The 21,626-nt window shown below is 55.2% G+C and carries 22 protein-coding genes and 4 pseudogenes; 18 read left to right on the plus strand and 8 right to left on the minus strand.

The window, feature by feature from the left end; genetic code table 11:
• Positions 1-416: 416 nt before the first annotated feature.
• Both ACTF5F_RS13015 and ACTF5F_RS13020 read right to left on the minus strand, forming a co-directional pair.
• Positions 417-530, minus strand: a pseudogene (locus tag ACTF5F_RS13015) (S-methyl-5-thioribose-1-phosphate isomerase); the annotation flags it as partial.
• Between the two features lie 3 nt (positions 531-533).
• Entirely contained in the window at positions 534-818 is a 285-nt protein-coding gene (locus ACTF5F_RS13020) for a DUF1330 domain-containing protein (protein ID WP_438957302.1), read from the minus strand.
• A gap of 170 nt (positions 819-988) precedes the next feature.
• Between ACTF5F_RS13020 and ACTF5F_RS13025 the strand changes: the two genes are divergently transcribed.
• Complete coding sequence (locus ACTF5F_RS13025) at positions 989-2,323, plus strand: NAD(P)-dependent oxidoreductase (RefSeq protein WP_438957303.1); 1,335 nt, start codon at positions 989-991, stop codon at positions 2,321-2,323.
• Position 2,324: 1 nt separating this feature from the next.
• Positions 2,325-3,629: an NAD-dependent dihydropyrimidine dehydrogenase subunit PreA gene (gene preA / locus ACTF5F_RS13030; RefSeq protein WP_438957304.1), complete on the plus strand. Its 1,305-nt coding sequence runs from the start codon at positions 2,325-2,327 to the stop codon at positions 3,627-3,629.
• A gap of 184 nt (positions 3,630-3,813) precedes the next feature.
• Here preA and ACTF5F_RS13035 read toward each other — a convergent pair whose 3' ends face one another.
• A complete protein-coding gene (locus ACTF5F_RS13035) occupies positions 3,814-3,990 on the minus strand; it encodes a hypothetical protein (protein ID WP_438957305.1) in 177 nt (58 codons plus the stop codon).
• A gap of 380 nt (positions 3,991-4,370) precedes the next feature.
• The gene (locus ACTF5F_RS13040; RefSeq protein ID WP_438957306.1) at positions 4,371-4,925 is read right to left on the minus strand and encodes a TetR family transcriptional regulator C-terminal domain-containing protein; all 555 of its coding nucleotides are present in this window, start codon (positions 4,923-4,925) and stop codon (positions 4,371-4,373) included.
• 220 nt (positions 4,926-5,145) lie between these two features.
• Between ACTF5F_RS13040 and ACTF5F_RS13045 the strand changes: the two genes are divergently transcribed.
• From ACTF5F_RS13045 to ACTF5F_RS13085, 9 genes are all read left to right on the plus strand, one after another.
• Positions 5,146-6,396, plus strand: coding sequence for a Zn-dependent hydrolase (locus tag ACTF5F_RS13045; RefSeq protein ID WP_438957307.1), 1,251 nt, complete (start codon positions 5,146-5,148; stop codon positions 6,394-6,396).
• Positions 6,397-6,472: 76 nt separating this feature from the next.
• On the plus strand, positions 6,473-7,927 hold the full coding sequence (gene hydA, locus ACTF5F_RS13050) for a dihydropyrimidinase (protein ID WP_438957308.1): 1,455 nt from the start codon (positions 6,473-6,475) through the stop codon (positions 7,925-7,927).
• Positions 7,928-8,187: 260 nt separating this feature from the next.
• On the plus strand, positions 8,188-8,433 hold the full coding sequence (locus tag ACTF5F_RS13055; protein WP_438957309.1) for a DUF4760 domain-containing protein: 246 nt from the start codon (positions 8,188-8,190) through the stop codon (positions 8,431-8,433).
• Positions 8,430-9,203 (plus strand): ABC transporter ATP-binding protein, encoded by a 774-nt coding sequence (locus ACTF5F_RS13060; RefSeq protein WP_438957310.1) that lies wholly within the window; start codon positions 8,430-8,432, stop codon positions 9,201-9,203. Before ACTF5F_RS13055 ends, ACTF5F_RS13060 begins: the two co-directional genes overlap by 4 nt.
• The gene (locus ACTF5F_RS13065) at positions 9,196-9,621 is read left to right on the plus strand and encodes a GNAT family N-acetyltransferase (protein WP_438957311.1); all 426 of its coding nucleotides are present in this window, start codon (positions 9,196-9,198) and stop codon (positions 9,619-9,621) included. The genes ACTF5F_RS13060 and ACTF5F_RS13065 overlap by 8 nt, the downstream gene beginning before the upstream one ends.
• A complete protein-coding gene (locus tag ACTF5F_RS13070) occupies positions 9,618-10,655 on the plus strand; it encodes an ABC transporter permease (protein ID WP_438957312.1) in 1,038 nt (345 codons plus the stop codon). Before ACTF5F_RS13065 ends, ACTF5F_RS13070 begins: the two co-directional genes overlap by 4 nt.
• Positions 10,655-11,497, plus strand: a complete 843-nt coding sequence (locus ACTF5F_RS13075) for an ABC transporter permease (RefSeq protein ID WP_438957313.1) — start codon at positions 10,655-10,657, stop codon at positions 11,495-11,497. Before ACTF5F_RS13070 ends, ACTF5F_RS13075 begins: the two co-directional genes overlap by 1 nt.
• A gap of 52 nt (positions 11,498-11,549) precedes the next feature.
• Positions 11,550-12,545, plus strand: coding sequence for an ABC transporter substrate-binding protein (locus ACTF5F_RS13080; protein ID WP_438957314.1), 996 nt, complete (start codon positions 11,550-11,552; stop codon positions 12,543-12,545).
• 152 nt (positions 12,546-12,697) lie between these two features.
• Positions 12,698-12,895 (plus strand): DUF1501 domain-containing protein, encoded by a 198-nt coding sequence (locus ACTF5F_RS13085; protein WP_438957315.1) that lies wholly within the window; start codon positions 12,698-12,700, stop codon positions 12,893-12,895.
• On the opposite strand, the gene ACTF5F_RS13090 is transcribed toward ACTF5F_RS13085, so the two are convergent.
• A complete protein-coding gene (locus tag ACTF5F_RS13090; RefSeq protein ID WP_438957316.1) occupies positions 12,800-13,231 on the minus strand; it encodes a tetratricopeptide repeat protein in 432 nt (143 codons plus the stop codon). The genes ACTF5F_RS13085 and ACTF5F_RS13090 overlap by 96 nt on opposite strands.
• Positions 13,232-13,331: 100 nt before the next feature.
• Between ACTF5F_RS13090 and ACTF5F_RS13095 the strand changes: the two genes are divergently transcribed.
• Positions 13,332-13,925, plus strand: a complete 594-nt coding sequence (locus tag ACTF5F_RS13095; RefSeq protein WP_438957317.1) for a hypothetical protein — start codon at positions 13,332-13,334, stop codon at positions 13,923-13,925.
• Between the two features lie 121 nt (positions 13,926-14,046).
• Here ACTF5F_RS13095 and ACTF5F_RS13100 read toward each other — a convergent pair whose 3' ends face one another.
• Complete coding sequence (locus tag ACTF5F_RS13100; RefSeq protein ID WP_438957318.1) at positions 14,047-14,250, minus strand: hypothetical protein; 204 nt, start codon at positions 14,248-14,250, stop codon at positions 14,047-14,049.
• Positions 14,251-14,711: 461 nt separating this feature from the next.
• On the opposite strand from ACTF5F_RS13100, the pseudogene ACTF5F_RS13105 reads away from it, so the two are divergent.
• Positions 14,712-15,233, plus strand: a pseudogene (locus ACTF5F_RS13105) (IS3 family transposase); the annotation flags it as partial.
• 66 nt (positions 15,234-15,299) lie between these two features.
• Here ACTF5F_RS13105 and ACTF5F_RS13110 read toward each other — a convergent pair.
• Positions 15,300-16,211, minus strand: a complete 912-nt coding sequence (locus tag ACTF5F_RS13110) for a hypothetical protein (RefSeq protein ID WP_438957319.1) — start codon at positions 16,209-16,211, stop codon at positions 15,300-15,302.
• A 400-nt stretch (positions 16,212-16,611) separates the two neighbouring features.
• Positions 16,612-16,806 (minus strand): annotated as a pseudogene (locus ACTF5F_RS13115) (transposase); the annotation flags it as partial.
• A gap of 43 nt (positions 16,807-16,849) precedes the next feature.
• Between ACTF5F_RS13115 and ACTF5F_RS13120 the strand changes: the two are divergent.
• The 5 genes and pseudogenes from ACTF5F_RS13120 to ACTF5F_RS13140 all read left to right on the plus strand — a co-directional run.
• Positions 16,850-17,167 (plus strand): hypothetical protein, encoded by a 318-nt coding sequence (locus ACTF5F_RS13120; RefSeq protein ID WP_438957320.1) that lies wholly within the window; start codon positions 16,850-16,852, stop codon positions 17,165-17,167.
• A gap of 167 nt (positions 17,168-17,334) precedes the next feature.
• Positions 17,335-18,441, plus strand: a complete 1,107-nt coding sequence (locus ACTF5F_RS13125) for a LacI family DNA-binding transcriptional regulator (RefSeq protein WP_438957321.1) — start codon at positions 17,335-17,337, stop codon at positions 18,439-18,441.
• Positions 18,438-19,784: an ABC transporter substrate-binding protein gene (locus ACTF5F_RS13130; RefSeq protein WP_438957322.1), complete on the plus strand. Its 1,347-nt coding sequence runs from the start codon at positions 18,438-18,440 to the stop codon at positions 19,782-19,784. The genes ACTF5F_RS13125 and ACTF5F_RS13130 overlap by 4 nt, the downstream gene beginning before the upstream one ends.
• Before the next feature lie 111 nt (positions 19,785-19,895).
• Positions 19,896-21,140, plus strand: coding sequence for a carbohydrate ABC transporter permease (locus tag ACTF5F_RS13135; protein ID WP_438957323.1), 1,245 nt, complete (start codon positions 19,896-19,898; stop codon positions 21,138-21,140).
• A gap of 1 nt (position 21,141) precedes the next feature.
• Positions 21,142-21,626 (plus strand): annotated as a pseudogene (locus ACTF5F_RS13140) (carbohydrate ABC transporter permease); the annotation flags it as partial.

Consider the following 21,626-nt stretch of genomic DNA (forward strand, 5'->3'; position numbering starts at 1 on the left):
CTATCGGTAGGTATATCCTATGTAATATTTGAGCTTGAACAGAGTGGTGTATTATTGGTTGGCTGCGGTGTGTTTGCACTAGTGTTTGTTGTATTGGCCCTTGGGTGGAGAGAGCCACAAAATGGCCCAAAGCGTCCAACTAAATGATGGCCTACTGGCACAAGCATACTTCATTGTGACGTCTTAAGCTTGCCCCATGAACACAAAGCTATCGGCTGTACCTGATAAACGCATGGAGCTTACGTGCAGTGCTTGCGGCCATAAGTTTAACTACAAGATTGCTGATCTGACCCTAGCAACCAGTGATGAAACAACCACTCATGAGGTGCGCCAGAGGGCAGTATGCAGGGGCTGTGGCGTCAGAGGTGATAACACGTATCGACTGGTGTAGTTCTCTCTGTGTGGGCCTCAGCCCCATCTACGCATTGAATCCGAAACTCATGTGGCAGCCAGCGTTGATCAATGATCTGAAACGCATCTTTTTCAGCATCCCACCAGAGCGATCGATATGGCGTGCCGTTAACCTTCACAGCTCAAACGCCTTCAACGAATTTATAGTCACGCTCAGACACGGGCAGCGCATAGGATAAGGCTTCTTGGTATTCTGGCCCATGATAAAAAGACTTCGCGGTCTCCATATCGGGGAAGCAGATGATCACACAGCGGTCGCGTGATGTACCTTCCATGACCTCAACAGCGCCCCCGCGGGCCAAAAACTCGCCACCGTACTTGGTCACCGCAGGTCCGGCGAGCGCGGCGTATTTGCCGTATTCATCAGCATCTTTCACATCAACTTGGACAATGGCGTAGGTGGGCATGGGTCGGGATCCTTTGGGAATATCTTGGACGAATGGCAGCCATCTTAAGCGATCCTCCCAGGCGGTCCAGCCAAAGCGTCAAGGAATAGGTTCGAAATTTTACCGTTTGATAAAAAATTTTTTTGTGTCAGGATAACCTAATCATTTAAAAAACAATCGCGGGAGCAGCCATGAACACGCCACATACCCCCGGAATTGCCGCCAAGCGCATCAGCGCAGAAGACTTGGCCGAAAACTTTGCGGATCTGCACGCGCCGTTGGATGCCCATGAGGCCGCCGTCGCCGCAGACCGATGCTACTTCTGCCATGATGCCCCTTGTATCACGGCCTGTCCGACGGACATCGACATCCCACTCTTCATTCGACAAATCGCAACAGGCACACCAGAGGCCGCAGCCAGGACCATCTTTGACCAGAATATTCTTGGCGGCATGTGCGCCCGTGTCTGCCCGACCGAAGATCTGTGCGAACAGGCTTGCGTTCGTGAATTGGCCGAAGGCAAGCCTGTCGAAATTGGGCGATTGCAACGCTTTGCCACCGACACCGTGATGGAAAGTGGGGTGATGCCTTATGGGCGCGCTGCCCCCACTGGCCACAAGGTAGCTGTTGTTGGGGCCGGTCCGGCCGGTTTGGCCTGTGCGCACCGTTTGGCGATGCTTGGCCATGATGTGACGGTCTATGATGCGCACGCCAAAGCGGGCGGCCTCAATGAATATGGTATCGCGGCCTATAAATCAACGGACGACTTTGCCGCGCGCGAGGTTGAATGGCTGTGCTCGATTGGCGGGATAGAAATCAAAAATGGAATGGCCCTAGGGGCCGAACTCAACATCGATGATCTGGTGGGTTGTTTTCCGGCCGTGTTCCTGGCCGTCGGCCTTGGCGGCGTAAATGCGCTGTCCACACCTGGTGACGATAAGTCCGGTGTCGAAGATGCCGTCTCCTTTATCGAAACGCTCCGCCAGGTGGGCGATCTGTCCTCCCTTCCCGTTGGTCGCAACGTCGTTGTGATCGGCGGCGGGATGACGGCGGTCGATGCCGCCGTGCAGTCCAAGTTGCTGGGGGCCGATAATGTGACCATTGTCTATCGCCGCAGCCGTGATGAGATGGGCGCGAGTCGGTATGAACAGGATTTGGCGGCGTCTCACGGCGTTAAACTCTTGTTCAACGTCATGCCAAAGGCAGTGCATGGCAATGAGGCTGCCACCGAAGTTGAACTGGAATACACTTCGACCAAGGGCGGCAAATTGGTTGGCACTGGCGAAAGCCTGCGGCTACCCGCGGATCAAGTGTTCCGCGCCATTGGCCAAACCCTTAGCGAAGATGCTGGCTTAAAACTTGATGGTCGCAAGATCGCCGTCAGGGATGGGGGCAAGACCAGCCGCGCGGGTGTCTGGGCGGGTGGTGACTGTGCGGCGGGGGGCGATGATTTGACAGTTACCGCCGTAGCCGAAGGGCGTGACGCCGCGATGGATATTCATACAACATTGATGGGAGGCAAATGATATGGCCAATCTGACCACAGACTTTCTGGGCATCAAATCTCCAAACCCGTTCTGGCTGGCCTCTGCCCCGCCAACAGACAAGGAATATAACGTCCGCCGCGCATTCGAGGCCGGATGGGGTGGTGTCGTTTGGAAAACCTTGGGCAGCGAAGGCCCGCCCGTCGTCAATGTGAACGGCCCCCGTTACGGCGTGATTTACGGGGCCGATCGGCGGGTGCTCGGGATTAATAATATCGAACTCATCACCGACCGCGATCTTTATACCAACCTTGAAGAAATCAAACGCGTGAAGGCAGATTACCCCGACCGCGCGATTATCGTAAGCATCATGGTTCCGTGCGAGGAACAAGCGTGGAAGGATATTCTGCCCTTAGTCGAAGACACAGGCGCAGATGGGATCGAACTGAACTTTGGCTGCCCGCATGGTATGTCCGAACGCGGCATGGGCGCCGCCGTAGGCCAAGTGCCTGAATACATCGAAATGGTGACCCGCTGGTGCAAACAATATTACAGCAAGCCCGTCATCGTAAAACTAACGCCCAACATCACCGATATTCGCAAACCTGCGGCTGCGGCCAAAGCGGGAGGAGCAGACGCGGTGAGCCTGATCAACACCATCAACTCGATCACTAGCGTGAACCTCGACACTATGTCGCCCGAGCCCAGCATTGATGGCAAAGGCACCCATGGCGGTTACTGCGGACCAGCAGTGAAACCCATCGCCATGTCGATGGTGTCTGAGATCGCACGCAATCCCGAAACCAATGGCCTACCCATCAGCGGGATCGGGGGGATCACCACCTGGCGCGATGCGGCTGAATATATCACGCTGGGCTGTGGCAATGTGCAGGTCTGCACGGCGGCCATGACCTATGGGTTCAAGATCGTTCAAGAAATGATCTCTGGCTTGTCCCAATGGATGGATGAAAAGGGTCACACCAGCATCGAAGATTTCAAAGGCGCAGCGGTCCTCAACACGACCGATTGGCAGTTCCTGAACCTGAACTACATCGCCAAAGCCAAGATAGATCAGGACGCCTGTATTTCCTGCGGTCGCTGCTATGCAGCCTGCGAAGACACCTCACACCAAGCGATTTCCATGTCAGCTGACCGAGTGTTTGAAGTCATCGATGAGGAATGCGTCGCCTGTAATCTGTGCGTTGATGTCTGTCCGGTCGAGGATTGTATCACGATGGTGCAGCTCGAACCCGGAATAATCGACCCACGCACCGGAAAGGTCGTCGAAAAAGACTATGCGAACTGGACGACCCACCCAAACAATCCAATGGCACAAGCCGCAGAATGAAGTACCTTCTTACCTGAGAGAATACTGGGCCGATGTTCGCACATCGGCCCATTTTTATGTAAGCTGCTCATAAGACTCGAATGTCGGTGCGCTCACTGCGCTCGAAGGAATCACTGCGAGTTGCAGGCTCCGCCACATTGAGGTTCGACGGCTCGCTGGTCTGATCGCCAGACCCACCCTCTACCTAAAACAAGGCCAGCGTCGTGGCATCGCCCGACGACGCAACCCGATCAATTGGGGCCTGCTGCAGATAGGCATGCCGTGCGGCTTCGGCCTGATGTCTTGTGTTGTCCTCTGTTTGGTTCACTTCCACGCCCGCCAACTGCGCGCTCGCGACAGACTCAGCCTCAGCGTTAGACACCGTGGCCCGTTGGCTAAGCGTAGCTGTTGACGAATTCTGCTCGGCTGCAGAAGACGGCGCAGGACTAGTTTCCTGTGCCGGTTGGTATTGGCTCTGCTCGAAAGGCGCATTGGAGGACGGCTCAGGCGTCGAGGATCGGGGGGCCTCAGACGGCCTAGGGTTTTCCGAATTCTCTGCTGGAAGCCGGTTTTGCGAGGGCGGGTGCAGTTCACCTAAAAGCGGGGGCAGAATGAAACTAGAAGTTATATACACTCCTGTGTTCTTCGAGTGAAATATCCTCACGTCCCTCGATAAACGAAATGCCTCGACACCCGAGCCCCCCAAATGAACGTGGTGCCAGAAAAAATCGACTCTTTCTTAATTGGTGGGTTACGCAATTGTTAAGGCACAAGCAGACCGCGCAGAAGCGCGCTCAGATGATGTCGTGCGCCTTCGAACGGGTCAATATCGCCCAAGACTGCCGTAACCTGCACTTCAAAATCCGCATAATGCTGAGTCAACGACCAGATCGTGAAGACCAAGTGATAAGGATCAACGGGCTTGATCCGCCCTTGGCCGACCCAAGCTGAAATAACTTTTGCCTTTTTGTCCACAAGGTCTTTGAGTTCGCCTCTCAGGACCTCATGAATGCGAGGTGCGCCTTGTATAATCTCATTGGCAAACAGCCTGCTTTCACGTGGGAAATTTTGCGACATGTCCAACTTACGCAAAGCATAGCTGGTGATTTCTTGAACCGGATCACCATCAGGATCAAGAGCCTCTAGTGGCTCTAGCCAATCCTCTAACAGGTTCGCCAATAGAGCAGTATAGATCGCTTCCTTCGACCGGAAATAGTACAACAGATTTGGCTTGGATAGCCCTGCGGCTTCAGCCACCTGATCAAGGGTCGATCCCCGAAAACCAAACTGAGAAAATATAGCCAGTCCAGCATCCATAATTGCTGCCTGGTTCTTTTTTTGGATGCGTGTATCTGACTTTGCCACTTCGTCGAGTCTGCCTCTTGATTACGAACTAGGCAAATCGCACAAGTTTGATACGTACTTTAATGGTAAGTTGCCTAAGCGTTAAGCAAAATCCTTGACTGCTCATAGACCTCTGTTAGCCTACCTTTGACCAGTTGGTCAAATTATCGCCAACAGCCATCGGGAGATCGCAATGCCAGCAGCAGGGAAAAATCTTCGCATTGATGGTGCGCGGCTGTGGGACAGCCTGATGGAGATGGCCAAGATCGGCCCCGGTGTGGCAGGTGGCAACAACCGCCAAACACTAACAGATGAAGACAGCGAAGGCCGCCACCTGTTCCAGCAATGGTGCGAGGCTGCGGGTTGCACTATGGGCGTCGATGAAATCGGTAATATGTTTGCGCGGCGTGAAGGTACTGACCCTGACGCTTTGCCTGTTTATGTGGGCAGCCACCTTGATACACAGCCGACTGGTGGTAAATACGACGGCGTCTTGGGCGTGCTCGGCGGGCTTGAGATCATCCGCACAATGAATGACCTCGATATCAAGACCAAGCACCCGATCGTGGTGACCAATTGGACCAATGAAGAAGGAACACGTTATGCGCCCGCTATGCTGGCGTCAGGTGTTTTCGCGGGCAAGCATACGTTGGACTGGGCCAATGACCGCGTGGATGCCGATGGCAAACGCTTTGGCGATGAGTTAGAACGGATTGGTTGGAAGGGGGATGAAAAAGTGGGCGCGCGCAAGATGCATGCCTTTTTTGAGCTTCACATCGAACAGGGCCCGATTTTGGAGGCCGAGGGCAAAGACATTGGCGTCGTCACCCATGGCCAAGGGCTGCGCTGGATCGAATGCACTGTAAGCGGCAAAGAAAGTCATACCGGTTCAACCCCGATGCACATGCGCGAGAACGCTGGTCGCGGTTTGGCGTTGGTGACAGAGCTGGTCCATGAGATCGCGATGACGAACCAGCCGAACGCGGTCGGTGCCATCGGCCATATCGACGTATACCCAAACTCGCGCAACGTGATCCCTGGCAAGGTTGTGTTCACAGTCGATATGCGCTCGCACCTTCTGGACAAGCTGAACGCGATGGTGGACGAGTTGATGTCCCGCGCCCCGAAGGTGTGCGACGACATCGGCGTAACATTCGAGGCCCATATCGTCGGCCAATTCAATCCTCCTGCCTTTGACGAAAGTTGCGTGAGTGCCATCCGCGACGCCGCCGAACGCCTCGGTTACAGCCACATGGACATCGTCTCCGGCGCCGGCCACGATGCATGCTGGATCAACGACCTTTTCCCAACCGCCATGGTTATGTGCCCATGCGTGGATGGATTGTCCCACCACGAAGCCGAAGAGATCAGCCAAGAATGGGCCACGGCAGGTACGGATGTGCTGATGCACGCCGTGCTGGAAACGGCGGAGATTGTTGGGTGAAGATGCTAGGGGGCAGCCCCCGTCGCCAAGACGCTTCCCCAGAGTTTAGCGGGTCAGATGAGTAAAGGAGCCTGACATGACCAAAGTCATCAAGAACGGTACAATCGTGACCCATGATCTGACCTATAAGGGAGATGTGTTAATCGAGAACGGCATGATCACCGAGATTGGCCCGAACCTGAAAGGTGATGAGGAGCTTGATGCGACCGGGTGCTATGTCATGCCGGGTGGGATTGATCCGCACACGCACCTCGAGATGCCATTTATGGGAACCTACTCTTCGGATAACTTTGAAAGCGGGACGCGCGCGGCCCTCGCTGGCGGCACGACGATGGTTGTGGATTTTGCGCTACCCAACCAAGGTGAAAGCCTGCTCGATGCGATCAAACGCTGGGACAACAAATCAACCCGCGCAAACTGCGATTACTCGTTCCACATGGCGGTCACGTGGTGGGGAGAGCAAGTTTTTGACGATATGAAAACCGTCATTGAAGAGCGCGGGATCAACACGTTCAAACATTTCCTCGCCTACAAGGGCGCTTTAATGGTGAACGATGACGAATTGTTCAGCAGTTTTAACCGTTTGTCCGAATTGGGCGGCATCGCCATGGTCCATGCCGAGAATGGCGATGTGGTGGCCGAACTAAGCTCCAAACTATTGGCCGAGGGCAACACAGGGCCCGAAGCCCATGCCTATTCCCGCCCGCCTCAAGTAGAAGGGGAGGCCACTAACCGCGCGATCATGATTGCCGATATGGCGGGTGTTCCACTTTATGTCGTGCACACCTCTTGTGAGGAGTCACACGAAGCAATCCGACGTGCACGGCAGCAAGGAAAACGCGTTTGGGGGGAGCCGTTGATCCAGCATCTGACGCTTGATGAATCCGAATATTTCAACAGTGACTGGGATCACGCCGCGCGGCGCGTCATGTCGCCCCCGTTCCGCAACAAGCAGCATCAGGACAGCCTATGGGCCGGCCTGCAAAGTGGCAGCCTGTCAGTTGTTGCAACTGATCATTGCGCCTTTACGACAGAACAGAAGCGGACAGGCATTGGTGACTTTACCAAGATCCCCAATGGCACTGGCGGACTTGAGGACCGGATGCCAATGCTTTGGACCCACGGCGTTGAAACTGGCCGCCTGACACCGAATGAATTCGTGGCGGTGACATCAACCAACATAGCAAAAATTCTAAACTGCTATCCGAAGAAGGGCGCAGTTCTTGTGGGCGCTGACGCTGATCTCGTGGTCTGGGACCCAGCCAAGGAAAAGACGATTGCGGCCAGCAGCCAACAATCGGCCATCGATTACAACGTGTTTGAGGGTCAGACGGTCAAAGGCCTGCCGCGTTTCACATTGTCACGTGGTCATGTGGCCGTGCACGACGGAGACATCCGCACCCAAGAAGGCTACGGCAAATTCGTTAAGCGCCCAGGGAATAGCGTGACCAACCAAGCTCTCAGCACATGGAAAGACCTTACAGCGCCCCGACCTGTCGAACGGACGGGCATTCCGGCGACGGGGGTCTGATCACTGACTATGCCGCCCTGGCTCGAACTCCCTGAATTGCTTTATCATGTTGCCACCATCGCGGCGGCGCTGGTTATTATCGCAACCACCCACTTCGTTTGGCGCCAAACCGCTATTCAGGCGCAATCAGACCGCAAAGATAAACGCCGTTTCCCGCGTGAAAGCATCTCTGCGGTCCACGATACGCTACAGGGTGAACAATTCCGCAATGCATGTTCCTACTTTTTGGAGAGGGCCGTCATGCGCAGGATTTCTCGGACATGACCGACGACGATAAAGGCCGTGCGCGCTACATCCTCAATGTGTATCGCTTTTTGTCCCACCTGATCGACAATGAGGCCTTGGGTGAGGACGTGGCGCACGGCTATGGGAAAACCACGCTTTTTCGCGATTTGGATAGGCTGGAAAATTTCATGAGCGGTGATCGCTTGCGATCCGGCAATGGCGGCCTGTTTTTAGCTACCAAGAAAATGGTCACAAGATGGAAGAAAGCAGACGCAGCATGAGTGTGATTTCCGCCCAAAAGCTCAACCTGACTTTTGAGACGAACGACGGCCCTGTGCACGCGTTGCATGATGTTGATCTGAACATCGACAAGGGAGATTTCGTGTCATTCATCGGGCCCTCTGGCTGTGGTAAGACCACGTTCCTGCGGTGCATCGCGGGGCTTGAGACCCCGACAGGCGGCACCCTAAGTGTCAATGGCATGACACCGGATGAAGCCAGGCGCGCACGCGCGTATGGCTATGTATTTCAGGCGGCGGGGCTCTATCCATGGCGCACGATCGGCGGGAATATTCGGCTTCCCCTTGAAATCATGGGATTCTCAAAGGCAGAGCAGACCAAGCGTGTGGCCAGCGTCCTTGATCTTGTCGATCTTGCTGGGTTTGAAAGGAAATTCCCGTGGCAGCTGTCTGGCGGGATGCAGCAACGGGCCAGTATTGCACGCGCTTTGGCATTTGATGCGGACATTCTGTTGATGGATGAACCCTTTGGCGCACTGGATGAAATCGTGCGTGATCACCTGAACGAACAGCTTTTGCAGCTTTGGGCGCGCACAGAAAAGACCATAGGGTTCGTGACACATTCGATCCCAGAGGCGGTGTATCTCTCTACCAAGATCGTCGTTATGTCGCCCCGTCCGGGCCGTATCACCGATGTGATCGACAGCACGCTGCCCAAGGAACGACCGCTCGATATTCGCGACAGTGCGGAGTTCATTGATATTGCTCATCGCGTCCGGGACGGGTTGCGCGCGGGGCATGTGGATGACTGACCTGATCCGCCGCGCCGCCTCTGATGACGTTGAAGCCCGCGCGACAACCATCAACGCGTGGATCGAGCGGACAGAATGGATGCTGCGCAGGATCACCTACAACGAATTGGTGCCTATATTTCGCGAGGGCCTGCCTAAACGCGAGGCCTATGTGATCGGCAACCTCGTTGAAGGGTATCTGTCGATGGACCCATCCGAGGCGCATATCTGGGGGTTCTACGTGGCCACGCCGCGAAGGGGTTTGCGCCGCGCCCTTTTGGATCATGCCAAAGCTGGGCGAAATTACCTGCGGTTCAATAGGCATCGCAGTAATCTTAACGCTCATAATTTCTATTACGCTCAAGGCTTTGTTCGAACGGGCGAGCCCTGGCCCGGCGACGATGGGATTGATGAAATTCGGATGGAGTGGCACGCATGAGGGCCGTTCTTCCACCTTTAGCGGTCGTGCTGACGATCCTCGCCCTTTGGGTCTCGGCTGTTGTGCCAATGAATATTCACCTCACCGCGGATGCAGCTGCCCGTCAGGACGTCGTCGTCACGCCCGAAACACCAGCGGAACGCAAAGAGCTGTCAGGCTTCGGCCTTGCCCTAAAGAACCCCGCGATTTGGGGGGTGGCCTATAACCTCGAACGCCCCAGCCTACCGTCGCCCCATCAAGTGGCTGCGCAGATGTGGACTGAAAGTGGTGCCCATTTCGAAGGCTGCGGGATCACGGATGTTGAGCGTGATAAGATCGTTTTGCCACTCCCCTTTGATTTAGGGGGTGACGATAACGGTTGGGCCATGCCCATTCACGAAGATTGTATCGCGATCTTCACGTCCCGACGCAGCATTGTGCACCATGGGTGGGTCACTCTCTCAGCGACCTTGTTGGGGTTTGTGATCGGGACCTTGGGTGGCATCCTTTTGGCAGTTGGAATTGTCTATAACCGCACTATGGACAAATCGGTTATGCCGTGGGCGATCGCCAGCCAGACGATCCCAATCCTTGCTTTGGCACCGATGGTGATTGTGATGCTGGGATCAATCGGCGTCCAAGGCCTGCTGCCAAAATCGGTCATCTCGGCCTATCTTTCGTTCTTTCCGGTCGTGGTTGGCATGGTAAAAGGATTGCGGTCACCGGATGCGATGCAACTTGATTTGCTGCGCACCTACAACGCCAGTTCCTCTCAGGGGTTCTGGAAACTGCGCCTGCCCGCATCCATTCCCTATCTGTTTACATCCCTCAAAATCGGGATCTCCGCGGCACTGGTTGGGGCCATCGTTGGTGAACTACCTACGGGCGCTCGGGCAGGCTTTGGGGCACGCATGTTGGTTGGAGATCAGTATGGTCAGCCACTTGTTACGTGGTCAGCGCTGTTTGTCGCTGCAATCACGGCAGCCATTCTCGTTGGTATCCTTGGCTGGATGGAGCGCCGGACCCTGCGGCGCATGGGAATGGGGGCATTGTGATGGCATATGGACTAGCAATCCTGATCTGGGCTGCTGGCTGGTGGATCAATACAAACCTTGCCAATGGAGCACGTTCGGACACCCGCGCCGTCAGTTTCGCCATTCCAGTCATTTTTGGCCTTACAATTATTGCCATGTGGGAAGTGTTGGTGACGATGTTGGGCGTTAGCCCTGTGATCTTGCCTCCACCATCCGCCATCGCGCTGCGCTTTGTTTCTTCAATCCCACTGCTTTGGGCGGACTTTCAACAAACCGTATTGAAAGGCGCCCTGACTGGATACATCGCCGGAATGCTTGCGGCCTTCGCCGTTGCTCTCCTTTCTGATCGAAGCCCCTTCCTGACACATGGCATTCTACCTGTAGGATCTTTCATGGCAGCCTTGCCTATCGTCGGGACAGCGCCAATTTTCGTCAAATGGCTGGGCAGTGATTGGGAAAGTAAAGCGGCCGTTGTCGGCGTCATGGTGTTCTTCCCGATCCTTGTGAACACCGTCGCAGGCTTAAAGGATACAAGCGCCATGCAGCGCGATCTGATGCGCACCTACGGTGCCGCATACTGGCCCACATTGCTGAAACTGCGCCTGCCTGCTGCCCTGCCCTTTATCTTCAACGGCTTGAAAATTGCCACAACACTTGCCTTAATCGGCGCCATCGTTGCTGAATTTTTCGGCTCCCCGACCGTTGGAATGGGGTTCCGGATCTCAACATCTGTCGGCCAACTTGCCCTTGATATGGTCTGGGCGGAGATTGTTGTCGCGGCCATCGTTGGATCGTCGGTCTACGGACTGGTGACGCTTTTGGAAAAACGGATGACCTTTTGGCATCCGTCGCAACGAGCATAACAATAAGACTTTGGACAACCAAAGCAGATGAAACCTGACACTGGAGGTCATAATGAAGAACTATCTTACAATCGCCGCTCTTGCTGCTGGCATGTCCAGCACGGCTGCCTACGCCGGCGGCCACGCCAATGACGTCACGTTGCAATTGCAGTGGGTCACGCAAGCACAATTCGCAGGCTACTATGTGGCACTCGACAAAGGGTTCTACGAAGAAGAAGGCCTGAATGTTACCATTCTGCCAGGTGGCCCCGATATTGCACCGCCGCAAGTTCTGGCCGGTGGTGGCGCAGATGTCATGCTCAACTGGATGCCGAGCGCTCTGGCCGCCCGAGAAAAAGGCTTGCCTGTCGTCAACATCGCGCAGCCATTCACATCGTCTGGTCTGATGCTGACCTGCTGGAAAGACACCGGCATTGAATCCGTCGAGGACTTCCGCGGGAAAACCATTGGCGTTTGGTTCTTTGGAAATGAATATCCGTTCCTCAGCTGGATGTCCCAAGTCGGCATTCCGACAGAGGGCGGCGAAGACGGTGTGACGGTTCTAAAGCAGGGCTTCAACGTTGACCCACTTTTGAACCGCGAGGCAGACTGCATTTCAACCATGACATACAATGAATACGGTCAGGTCCTTGATGCAGGCGTCGACCCGGATGAGTTGGTGACCTTCAAATATGAAGAACAAGGCGTCGCAACCCTCGAAGACGGCATCTACGCCCTTGAAGAGAACCTCGAAGACCCCGTCTTCGTGGACAAGATGGTCCGCTTCGTACGCGCCTCGATGCGCGGCTGGCGCTATGCCGAGGAAAACGTGGACGAAGCCGCAGAAATTATCATAGAAAACGATGAAACCGGTGCGCAATCCGAAGCAGCACAAGCCCGCATGATGGGCGAGATCGCCAAGCTCACTGCTGGCGGTTCTGGCGCATTGGACGTTGCCGCCTATGAGCGCACAGTCGCCACACTTCTGGCCGGTGGCTCTGATCCTGTGATTTCGATGGAACCTGAGGGTGCCTACATAACGATGATCACGGACCAAGCGCTGCAATAGGCGTTTGACGAACCAACTAGTTTCGTGCCGAGGTCTTTCAGGCCTCGGCACATTGCGTTTTGGGGACGATCAAATAGTCTGATTATGAACGTGCTGATCATCAAAGACGACGCCGAAACAGGCCAATACCTTTAGCGCGGCCTGCGCGCGTCGTGCTGGACACCAGATTGGCACGCCACCCCGCAGGCGGGCTTTGGCAGGATGTAACCGTGCTGACCTATTCTGAGTTCGGACGCACTGCCCGTGAAAATGCTTCAGGTAGGACGGATCCCGGCACCGCCGCCCCGGTTTTTGCCTTTGGTGGATCCAAGATTGGTTTGCGCCCTAGCATTTCCTTGGTCAGAAGCTAATCGGTACCACCTGACAGCTTCAGCATCGTCTTGAAGGCCTCCTTGGCCCGCCTCGTACATGTATCCAAGATTGTATTGTGCATCCACATTCCCAGCCTCAGCTAAGGGCGTCCACTCTTGAAGGGCCCTAGCATAGTCACCAGCAGCGTAAGCATCCAAGCCCTTCTGGTAGTCCTTTGCCGCCAATGGCGTAAAGGCTAACGACAGTGCGGTGGCTAGGGCTGTTGCAATACGTTTCATGCCTGTGGCCTCTGGGATGATGTGGGTTGAAAACGTATCAAAACGATGACGAAACAGTGCGGAAACATCAAGTGATCGCAGGAACCCTACCGTCATGAAGGCCTAAGTCCTTACCGTAGTTGCTCAGGCTAAGGGTCAAAAACTGGACACTACAACAAGAGAAGCTAATTGCTACGCTACGTAAGAGGAATGAATCATGTATCTTCCAACGCTAAGAGCAATAATAACAATCTTTGCAACGTCTTCCATTAGCCAAGCGCAAAGTTGTGTTTACACAGAAGTGTATCAAGACTTCTCTTACGAAGACACGTTCAACTCATCGGGTTCTCCATTGGGGGATGCCTATGCTGTGTTCCAGCAAGATCGCTTCTACGTAAACCAACAAGGGCGGCTTGACCCGAATGATAAGTCTGATTCAATCATGGTGAACCGTGAGGCCAGAGCTACATACGGTCAGGCCATAAGAGCCTACCTGAATGCTTATGGAATGGGCGACATGCCTGCTCAGGTTCTCGTCGGTAGTCAATACACAGTTGAGATTGAGGCTTGCGGCTCGCAAGACAATCCCTCTATTCGAGTTCTTTCGATGCGCATGGGCGACGATATTGAGGATGATAGCTGGGAACTTGAGCTGGAGTATCGTGGAGCAGAATTGGCTGACTGGGAACAACGCCTCAACCAACGTGAAGCAGACTTGAACCAGTGGGAGCGTCAGTTGAGCGATTGGGAAAGACGCCTGTCTGATATTGAGTACAACCTCGAACAGTCAGCAGCTGACGCAAAACCGTAATGTAGCCTCAGCAAGCCCTTTAAACCGCTGAGGTGCCCTGCTGGGCGCAATGTCGATGCCGACCTAGGTTCGCCCACCTAAACGGAACTGATGGTCGCTGATGGGGGCTTGAAATGGGCGGTTACACCACCTGATACCTGTTATCCCCGCTGACGCCTTCGGTCTCTTCGCATCCGTTAATTCTGTAGCTCTCAAGAACCTCAGATGCTGTGAGTGAGATATCATTCTCTGCCAAAAACTCCTCGTATGGCACGGGGTCAGTTTCAGCCAAGGTGGGTGAGGCTAAGGCCATCAGGCAGATGAAGAGAGCATGGATGTGTTTCATGGCTGTGAGTTAGCCACGCTTATACCTAACACTCAAGTTGTGGTCTGTCTGGCACGTATCACCTGAACAGCACTCAAAGATGTTGGACTTACAGACTGCACACTGCTCATGCCCGTGGACGACGACAGTGTTCTAGGGCGACTGACATCTAGGGCATCGCTGGATATGTGCGTTGGCTGGGTGAAGAGGATTGTCCATATCAGTCATGGCATGAAATCACTTAGTTTGAAGACTGGCTCACCTGATCCAATGCTTCAGAATGGCTTTGTCCCGTTCGAAGTAGACGTCGGCGGGGGTCAGGTTGCTCAGGCTCTCTGAACTATGTATCCAACGGCCATAGCGTGTCGATTCAACAAAGATTTTACTCTGAAACTGGTATATACCATTTCGGCTTTTTTGTTTAATCCACATATTCATTTACCATGGCGACCCGCCGATTATGAAGCTGGTTAATCGAATAGTGCGTTCGGTTGCGTCCCGAGTACCGCAACCATGTCTGGAGTTATGACTTCGTTCATTGTCGGACCGATGACGGGAAAGTCTTTCGAACGTTGAACATCCTCGATGAGTTCAGTCGGGAATGTCTGGCCATCAAGGTCGACCGGAAGCTGAACTCTACGAACGTGATCGATGCTCTAACCGATCTGTTTATCTTGCGTGGCTCTCCAGCGTTCATTCGATCAGACAATGGCCCTGAGTTCATCGCTCAAGTCGTAAGGGACTGAATTGCTGCTGTTGGAGCCAAGACGGCCTACATCGAACCAGGAAGTCCTTGGGAAAACGGTTACTGCGAGAGCTTCAATGGCAGGTTCAGAGACGAACTTCTCAACGGACAGATATTCTACAGCCTACGGGAAGCACAGATCATCATCGAAGATTGGAGAAAACACTACAACACAAAGAGACCACACAGTGCATTGGGCTACCGCCCTCCAGCTCGTGAAGCCATCATAACCATGGATCAGAGACCAATCATGCACTAATAATCAACTTGCCCCAGTCAGATCAGGCCGCTCAATGCCCCTAGGTTTAGTCGCACTCTGGGGGAACTAGTAGCCGAAGCGACGGACCTGTTCTCGTTCGGTGCTACGCTCGGCGTAGTAAGGGGCGGGCGTGCCGATAGGAATGACGATGCCGGTTTCAAAAACAGTATAATCACCGTCATATTCACGGCGAAACTGAGCGTTCAGCAGACCGATCGGCGTGTCGTAGTAGGCAACCACGCCAAGGGCTTCCACGAGATCGTGGCCGCTTTCTCCCGGCTCGAACTCGATGTGAAGGCCGACTTCCACGGGGCCGAATTCACGGAACGCGGTGAAGCCGAGGTCACTGTCACCGCCGTATTCATTGTAGTGATAAACACCGTGGACTGTGTAATCCCCGATCGGCTGCGAAACGATCAGACCGAGGTCGTAGCCGCTGCTGTCAAGCTCCAGACCCAGACCAACCAGAGTTTCGCTGAAGTCCAACGACAACCCAATTTCCGTGTCATCATCGTCGATGTCGTACGACAGGGCTACGTGCCGAACAGGACCAGAATCGGAACCGTAATCGACGCGGATCGTCTCATCAGATTGACCGGTAGCGTCCGACATGCCGAAGTATTCTTCGTTGAATAAGTTCCCCGCCCCTTGGATTTCACCGTAGCTAAGGAGGTAGGCCCCGTAGCCGACCATCACGAAATGGTCGTACCTGTCGTCGTCGATATCGCCATCGTCATAAAAAAAAGCCTGGTACTGCTGGCCGATACCGACGTACCAGTCGCCGCTGCGGTACCCAAGCGTGCCCACCAAGTTCACCTCGTTCTCGAAATAATCACCAAAATTGTCCCTCTGATCATAACTCTCAAGAACAACGTAGCCTCCGATCTCAAGCCCTTCGGCGCTCGCGTGTTGAATGGACGACAGCGTTGCACCCAAAATTAGCAAGGCCGACATTGAGCATTTTGTCGTTTTCAACATTTCGGAACTCCTAAAAAAACACCGCTACACATTAATCTCGTCAAGCAAATCGTCCAACTATCGACCGATCGTTTTCGAGGGACGTGTGGCGGGCCCACCACACTGTGATTCAGGATTTTACAATCAGCAGCTATTAGCTGGGCGGCGAGCGTGGATTGATCGCATTAGGGTCCCCAAGATGTTTTTTGGCGTCCTGTTTTGTACGACTTGGGACCTTTCGCATTCTGCACTTCCATGCAGCCATAGCCCAAGGCTTCTCCAACGCAGACGCCTACTGGCAGTGGCTGGCTTCGACTTACGCACCTTTAGTACAAGAATCTTAAAGATGATATCTGGAAGGTCGTAAAGCGTTTGCGCGCGGAGTCCATTGGCCGCAAAGCACCTCATGCAGAGATACGATCTTTTGGAGCCGATTCAGTTCCTTCAATTGATCTATACCCATTCCATCATACTGTTTGCGCCAGCGGTAATAGGTTTGTTCAACAACTCCGATCTGTCTGATCGCATCCAGGCGGGACATACCTTGCCCCATCAAAACCTCCACTTGCCGTAACTTCGATACTATCTCTTCCGGCTTCGGTCGCTTGTTTGCCATTCTCGGTCCTCCATTTCCTAAACATTGCGGTGGACCAGTTCAGATGGGGAGGCTCAAGCGCTGGACGCAGACACGACATTGGTCCTGCTGCCTTCACGGCACCAAAGGTTGGCTCGAAGTGACGTGGACGCCCGAAGGCGCCTCATTGCGCGCCTGCATCGAAGCGAATCTTGAGGGCGCACTATGGGTCGATGTGGCCACGCCTGACGTGCCAACAACGTACGTTTCCTTTGTGGACGCAATCCGAAACGGTCGTCCGGCCGTGCCTGATTTCCGTCGTGGCGCGCTGCTGCAGCGTCTGCTGGACACGGCAGAATCCTCTGCAGCGCAGCAAAGTGTGAGCCTTTCAGTATCTCCATAAAACACTGGTCCGGTTGCGGTCACCAAAGCGATTGATGCTGCAGCCGCAGTGTCGAAACCCCAGTAGACGATTAAATGACTTTAGAAGGATCTCGAAAAAAAAATCCAAATAAACCTCTTGCCGAAACCGGTTTCGCTAATCAGCCTGAGTCGCAGGGAGACTTCTGAATGACCAACGCTGCGACATCAGTGTCGAGAAAAAACAATGGCCCCCGTGTCACAATCAGTGACATGGCCGATGCCCTTGGTCTGACAAAATCGACCGTGTCGCGAGCGCTCAATGGCTACACGGACATCGCGGAAGGCACGCAGCGGCGGGTCAAGAAGATGGCCGCTGAGTTGAACTACCAACCCTTGAGCTACGCACAGGCAGTCAAGACGGGGCGGACGCGGTCTTTAGGTCTGGTGCTGCAACTATCGGACCACGACGCGCACCGCCCGTTTCTCGCCGAATTCCTCGCTGGTCTATCTGCAGGTGCCAGCCAGGAGGGCTATACGGTGACGGTGGCCTCAGCCGACACGCACGACATATTGATCGATACATTCCGGTCACTGGCGCAGGACGGAAAAGCGGATGGGTTCATCCTGCCGCGTGCCATGGTGAATGACCCTCGGGCCAAAGTCCTTCTCGCTGAGAAAGTGCCCTTCGTCTTGTACGGACGACAGGAAGACCCGACCGGTTGCGCATGGTACGATGTGCGCGGCGAGGATGCGATGCGCGATGCGGTCCGCCACCTTGCAGACCTCGGCCATCGGCGCATTGGGTTCATTAATGGCAAAACAATCTACACTTACGCCACATTGCGGCTGCAAGGCTTTCTTGCGGGCATGGATGATTCTGGCCTGATAGTTGACCCCGACCTGATGCGCGACAACGCCGTGACGCGCAGCGAAGGCCAGGTCGCCGCAGGGTCGTTTCTGGACCACGCCGAGCCGCCGACCGCGATCGTGTGCGCCGTGGACAATGCAGCCCTTGGAGCTTACGGGGCGCTGGCAGAACGGGGGCTGACTGTCGCAAAAGATGTCTCGATTATCGCCTATGACGGTACGCACGACGCGGCCAACGCCCAGCCTCCACTGACGACATTTGCCGTAGACAGTCGCTTGGCGGGCGAGCGGCTCTCATCATTGCTTATTCGCAGGGTGCGGGGTGAACCTGTTGAAAACCTGCGCGAAACGACCGCGGCAACCTTTATTTGCCGCGCATCCACCGGTCCGGCACCCGCCGGCCCCACCACTTCATCAAACACGAACTTCAAAGGGAGGAAACCATGAAGTCACTCATGATGATCAGAAACGGAACAGCACTTGCGCTGCTTCTCGCCGCCACAGGCGTGCAGGCCGATGACCTGCGCTTCTGGACGACCGAAGAACAGCCAGCGCGTCTGGCCCGTCAGCAGGCCATGGCGGAAGAGTTCGCCGCTGCCACCGGCCACACGGTCGAAGTTATCCCCGTGTCCGAAAACGATTTGGGCACACGCGCTACGGCCGCTTTCGCTGCAGGCGATCTGCCAGACGTGATCTACCACACGTTGCAGTACGCAGCGCCCTGGGCCGAAGCAGGCATCCTAGACACCGACGCGGCCTCCGACGTGGTTGAAATGCTAGGTGCTGACACGTTTGCCCCCGGTGCTTTGAATATGGCGGCTGTAGACGGCGGTTATGCATCTGTTCCTGTGGACGGCTGGACCCAGATGCTAGTCTACCGTGCCGATCTGTTCGAAGAGAACGGCCTTAAGCCACCAAACAGCTACGCCAATGTGTTGGCCGCTGTTGACGCCCTGCACAACCCGCCAGAAATGTACGGCTTCGTTGCTGCCACCAAGATCGACGAAAACTTCATGAGCCAGGTTCTGGAGCATGTGTTCCTCGCCAATGGTGTCTCGCCAGTTGGCCCCGATGGGGTTCAGGCGCTGGATGAGGCCGCCACGATCGAAGTGCTGGAATTCTACAAAGCCATCGCAGAAGCATCCCCTCCGGGTGATCTGTATTGGGATCAGTCCCGGACGCTCTACTTCTCGGGCAACGCCGCGATGATCATCTGGTCCCCGTTCATTCTTGATGAACTGGCCGGTCTGCGCGACAGCGCTCCGCCCACCATCAACGATGATCCGATGACCCGCGATCTGGCCGCGGCCACCGGTGTTGTGACCAACTTTGCAGGTCCGTCCAACCCCGATGGCGCCGCTTGGGGTGATGTTCGTTACTTCGGCATCACGTCGGATGCGTCCACCGACGCAGCAATGGAGTTCGTTCAGTTCTCCATGTCTGACGGCTATGGCTCCACCCTTGCCATTGCACCTGAGGGCAAGTTCCCCGTCCGTCGCGGCACCGCTGACAATCCGACCGAATATGCGGATCTGTGGGCAACGCTGGACGTAGGCGTGGACCGCAAGGCACCACTTGGTGATCTGTACGAAGCCTCCATGATTGAAGAGATCGTTGGCGGTCTTGATGTGGCCCAGCGTTGGGGCGTGGCCGATGGTCAGCTGTCCGCAGCATCCAAGATCATCAACAGCCAGGTCATCAACCGTCTGGTACGTGAGTACATCGACGGCGAGCGTGACGCTGCCGCAACCGTGGCTGAACTGAACACCGCAATCGCGAACGTTCAGTAACTACCCTTTGCGCCCCGGGCTCTAGCCCGGGGCCTCCTCTACGACAACACTGGTCGAGGTTCCGGGTAACAGCTCGGGACTAGGGTCCTCTTACTCATCCGGGATTGCGACATGACCGATATGACACCACCCACCGGCATCGGCCCGCTTGCCAAACATGAGGCACGGCTGGCGTGGGGACTGCTCTTTCCGACGATCTCGGCCGTGGCACTGGTCGTTGTGCTGCCATTGCTTGCCATCTTCTGGATTTCCTTCAAGCCGGTGCAACTGGCCGACCTGCGTGCACCCGAAGTGGTGTTGCGCGAAGATATTCGCGGTGACGATGAGGCAGTGGGCGATGAAGCCAATATTCGCTACCGTCTACGTAATTCGTCACAGGAACAAATGATTGGCGGGGTGACATTTTCGGACGTGATCCCCGAAGGCTTGACTGTGGTCGAGCTGGACGATCGCTGCACCCTCGACGGGCGCGCACTGTTCTGTGACTTGGGCGATTGGGAGCCCGGCACCCGTCAAACTCTGACAATCCCCGTTGTGGTCGAACAGGCCTATCTGGACAACGGCCTTCGACCGCAGGACAGCGATGCTACCACCACCGGAGACTCGTCCAACATCCTGACCAGTTCGACCTTCACCCTCGACAACTTCGCCCGCGTCTTCAACGGCGAAGAGTTCGTGGAGGTCCTTTGGGTCACGCTCTTTTATACTGTCTTCGGCACCATTGGCGCGCTGCTGGTGGGGCTCTTTGCAGCACTACTGCTCAACAAATCCTTTCGGGGACAGGGCATTCTTAGGGGTCTCTACCTATTCCCGTACGTGGCCCCCGTCATCGCCGTGGCTTTCGCGTGGTTGATCCTGTTCGATCCGTTTTCGGGCTCGGCCAATATGCTGCTGGTGCAGATGGGTGTCACGCCGCGAGCTATCAATTTCTTTGGGGAACGCCCGCTGGCGTTGATCATGGTCACCGTGTTTGAAATCTGGCGTTACTTCCCGCTGTCGTTCTTGTTCATCCTCGCACGGATGCAGAGCATCGACAGCGACATGTATGAGGCCGCCGATATGGACGGAGCATCGCCGTTCCAGCAATTCTGGTCGCTCAGCGTGCCGCAACTGTTGGGCATCCTCAGCGTCCTGTTCCTGCTGCGCTTCATTTGGACCTTCAACAAGTTCGACGACATCTTCCTGCTTACGGGCGGCAATGCTGGCACGCGGACTTTGACGGTAAACGTTTACGAACAGGCCTTTGCGGTGAGTAACATCGGGGCAGGAGCCGCTGTGGCCGTTGTAATCTTCGGCTGCCTTCTCACCTTCTCGCTCTTCTTCCTGAAATACGTCAGCCGTGAGGAGGGTCTGTAACATGAGCGCGCTTCGGTATAACTTCATCACCAGCCCCCTCCTTGGTGCGCTTTGGATGGTCGTTCTGTCCACAACCGTCGCCATCGCCATGAGTTTCGCCACCGGTGATCCCTTCCGGCCCCATATCCTACTGTCGATTCTGTGGGGCGGAACTATTGGCTTTGTGGTTGGGCACCGGATCGGCGGACTGGTCGGAGATGCTGCGGCTGCAGTTGCTTTGGCCGTCGCCACACTTGTCGGCATCGGGCCACTGGTGATCGGCGAAGAAGCCTCAACCGTCGCTGCCGCGTTTGGGGCGGTCAGCCTCGCCGTGGCCTTTGGTTGGTCGACCAACAAAATCCTCGATGATTTACCAGCCGGCTCCCTGACACGCCATGAATTCGAGGCCGCCGTCATCCGGTTCTTCACGGGATTTGGCTACATCTTCTTCACTGCGATTGTCCTGATCCCCTTCTACGTGATGGTCATGACCAGCCTGAAAAATCA

Source organism: Cognatiyoonia sp. (assembly GCF_965661665.1).
In the GTDB taxonomy this organism is placed as follows: Bacteria; Pseudomonadota; Alphaproteobacteria; order Rhodobacterales; family Rhodobacteraceae; genus Cognatiyoonia.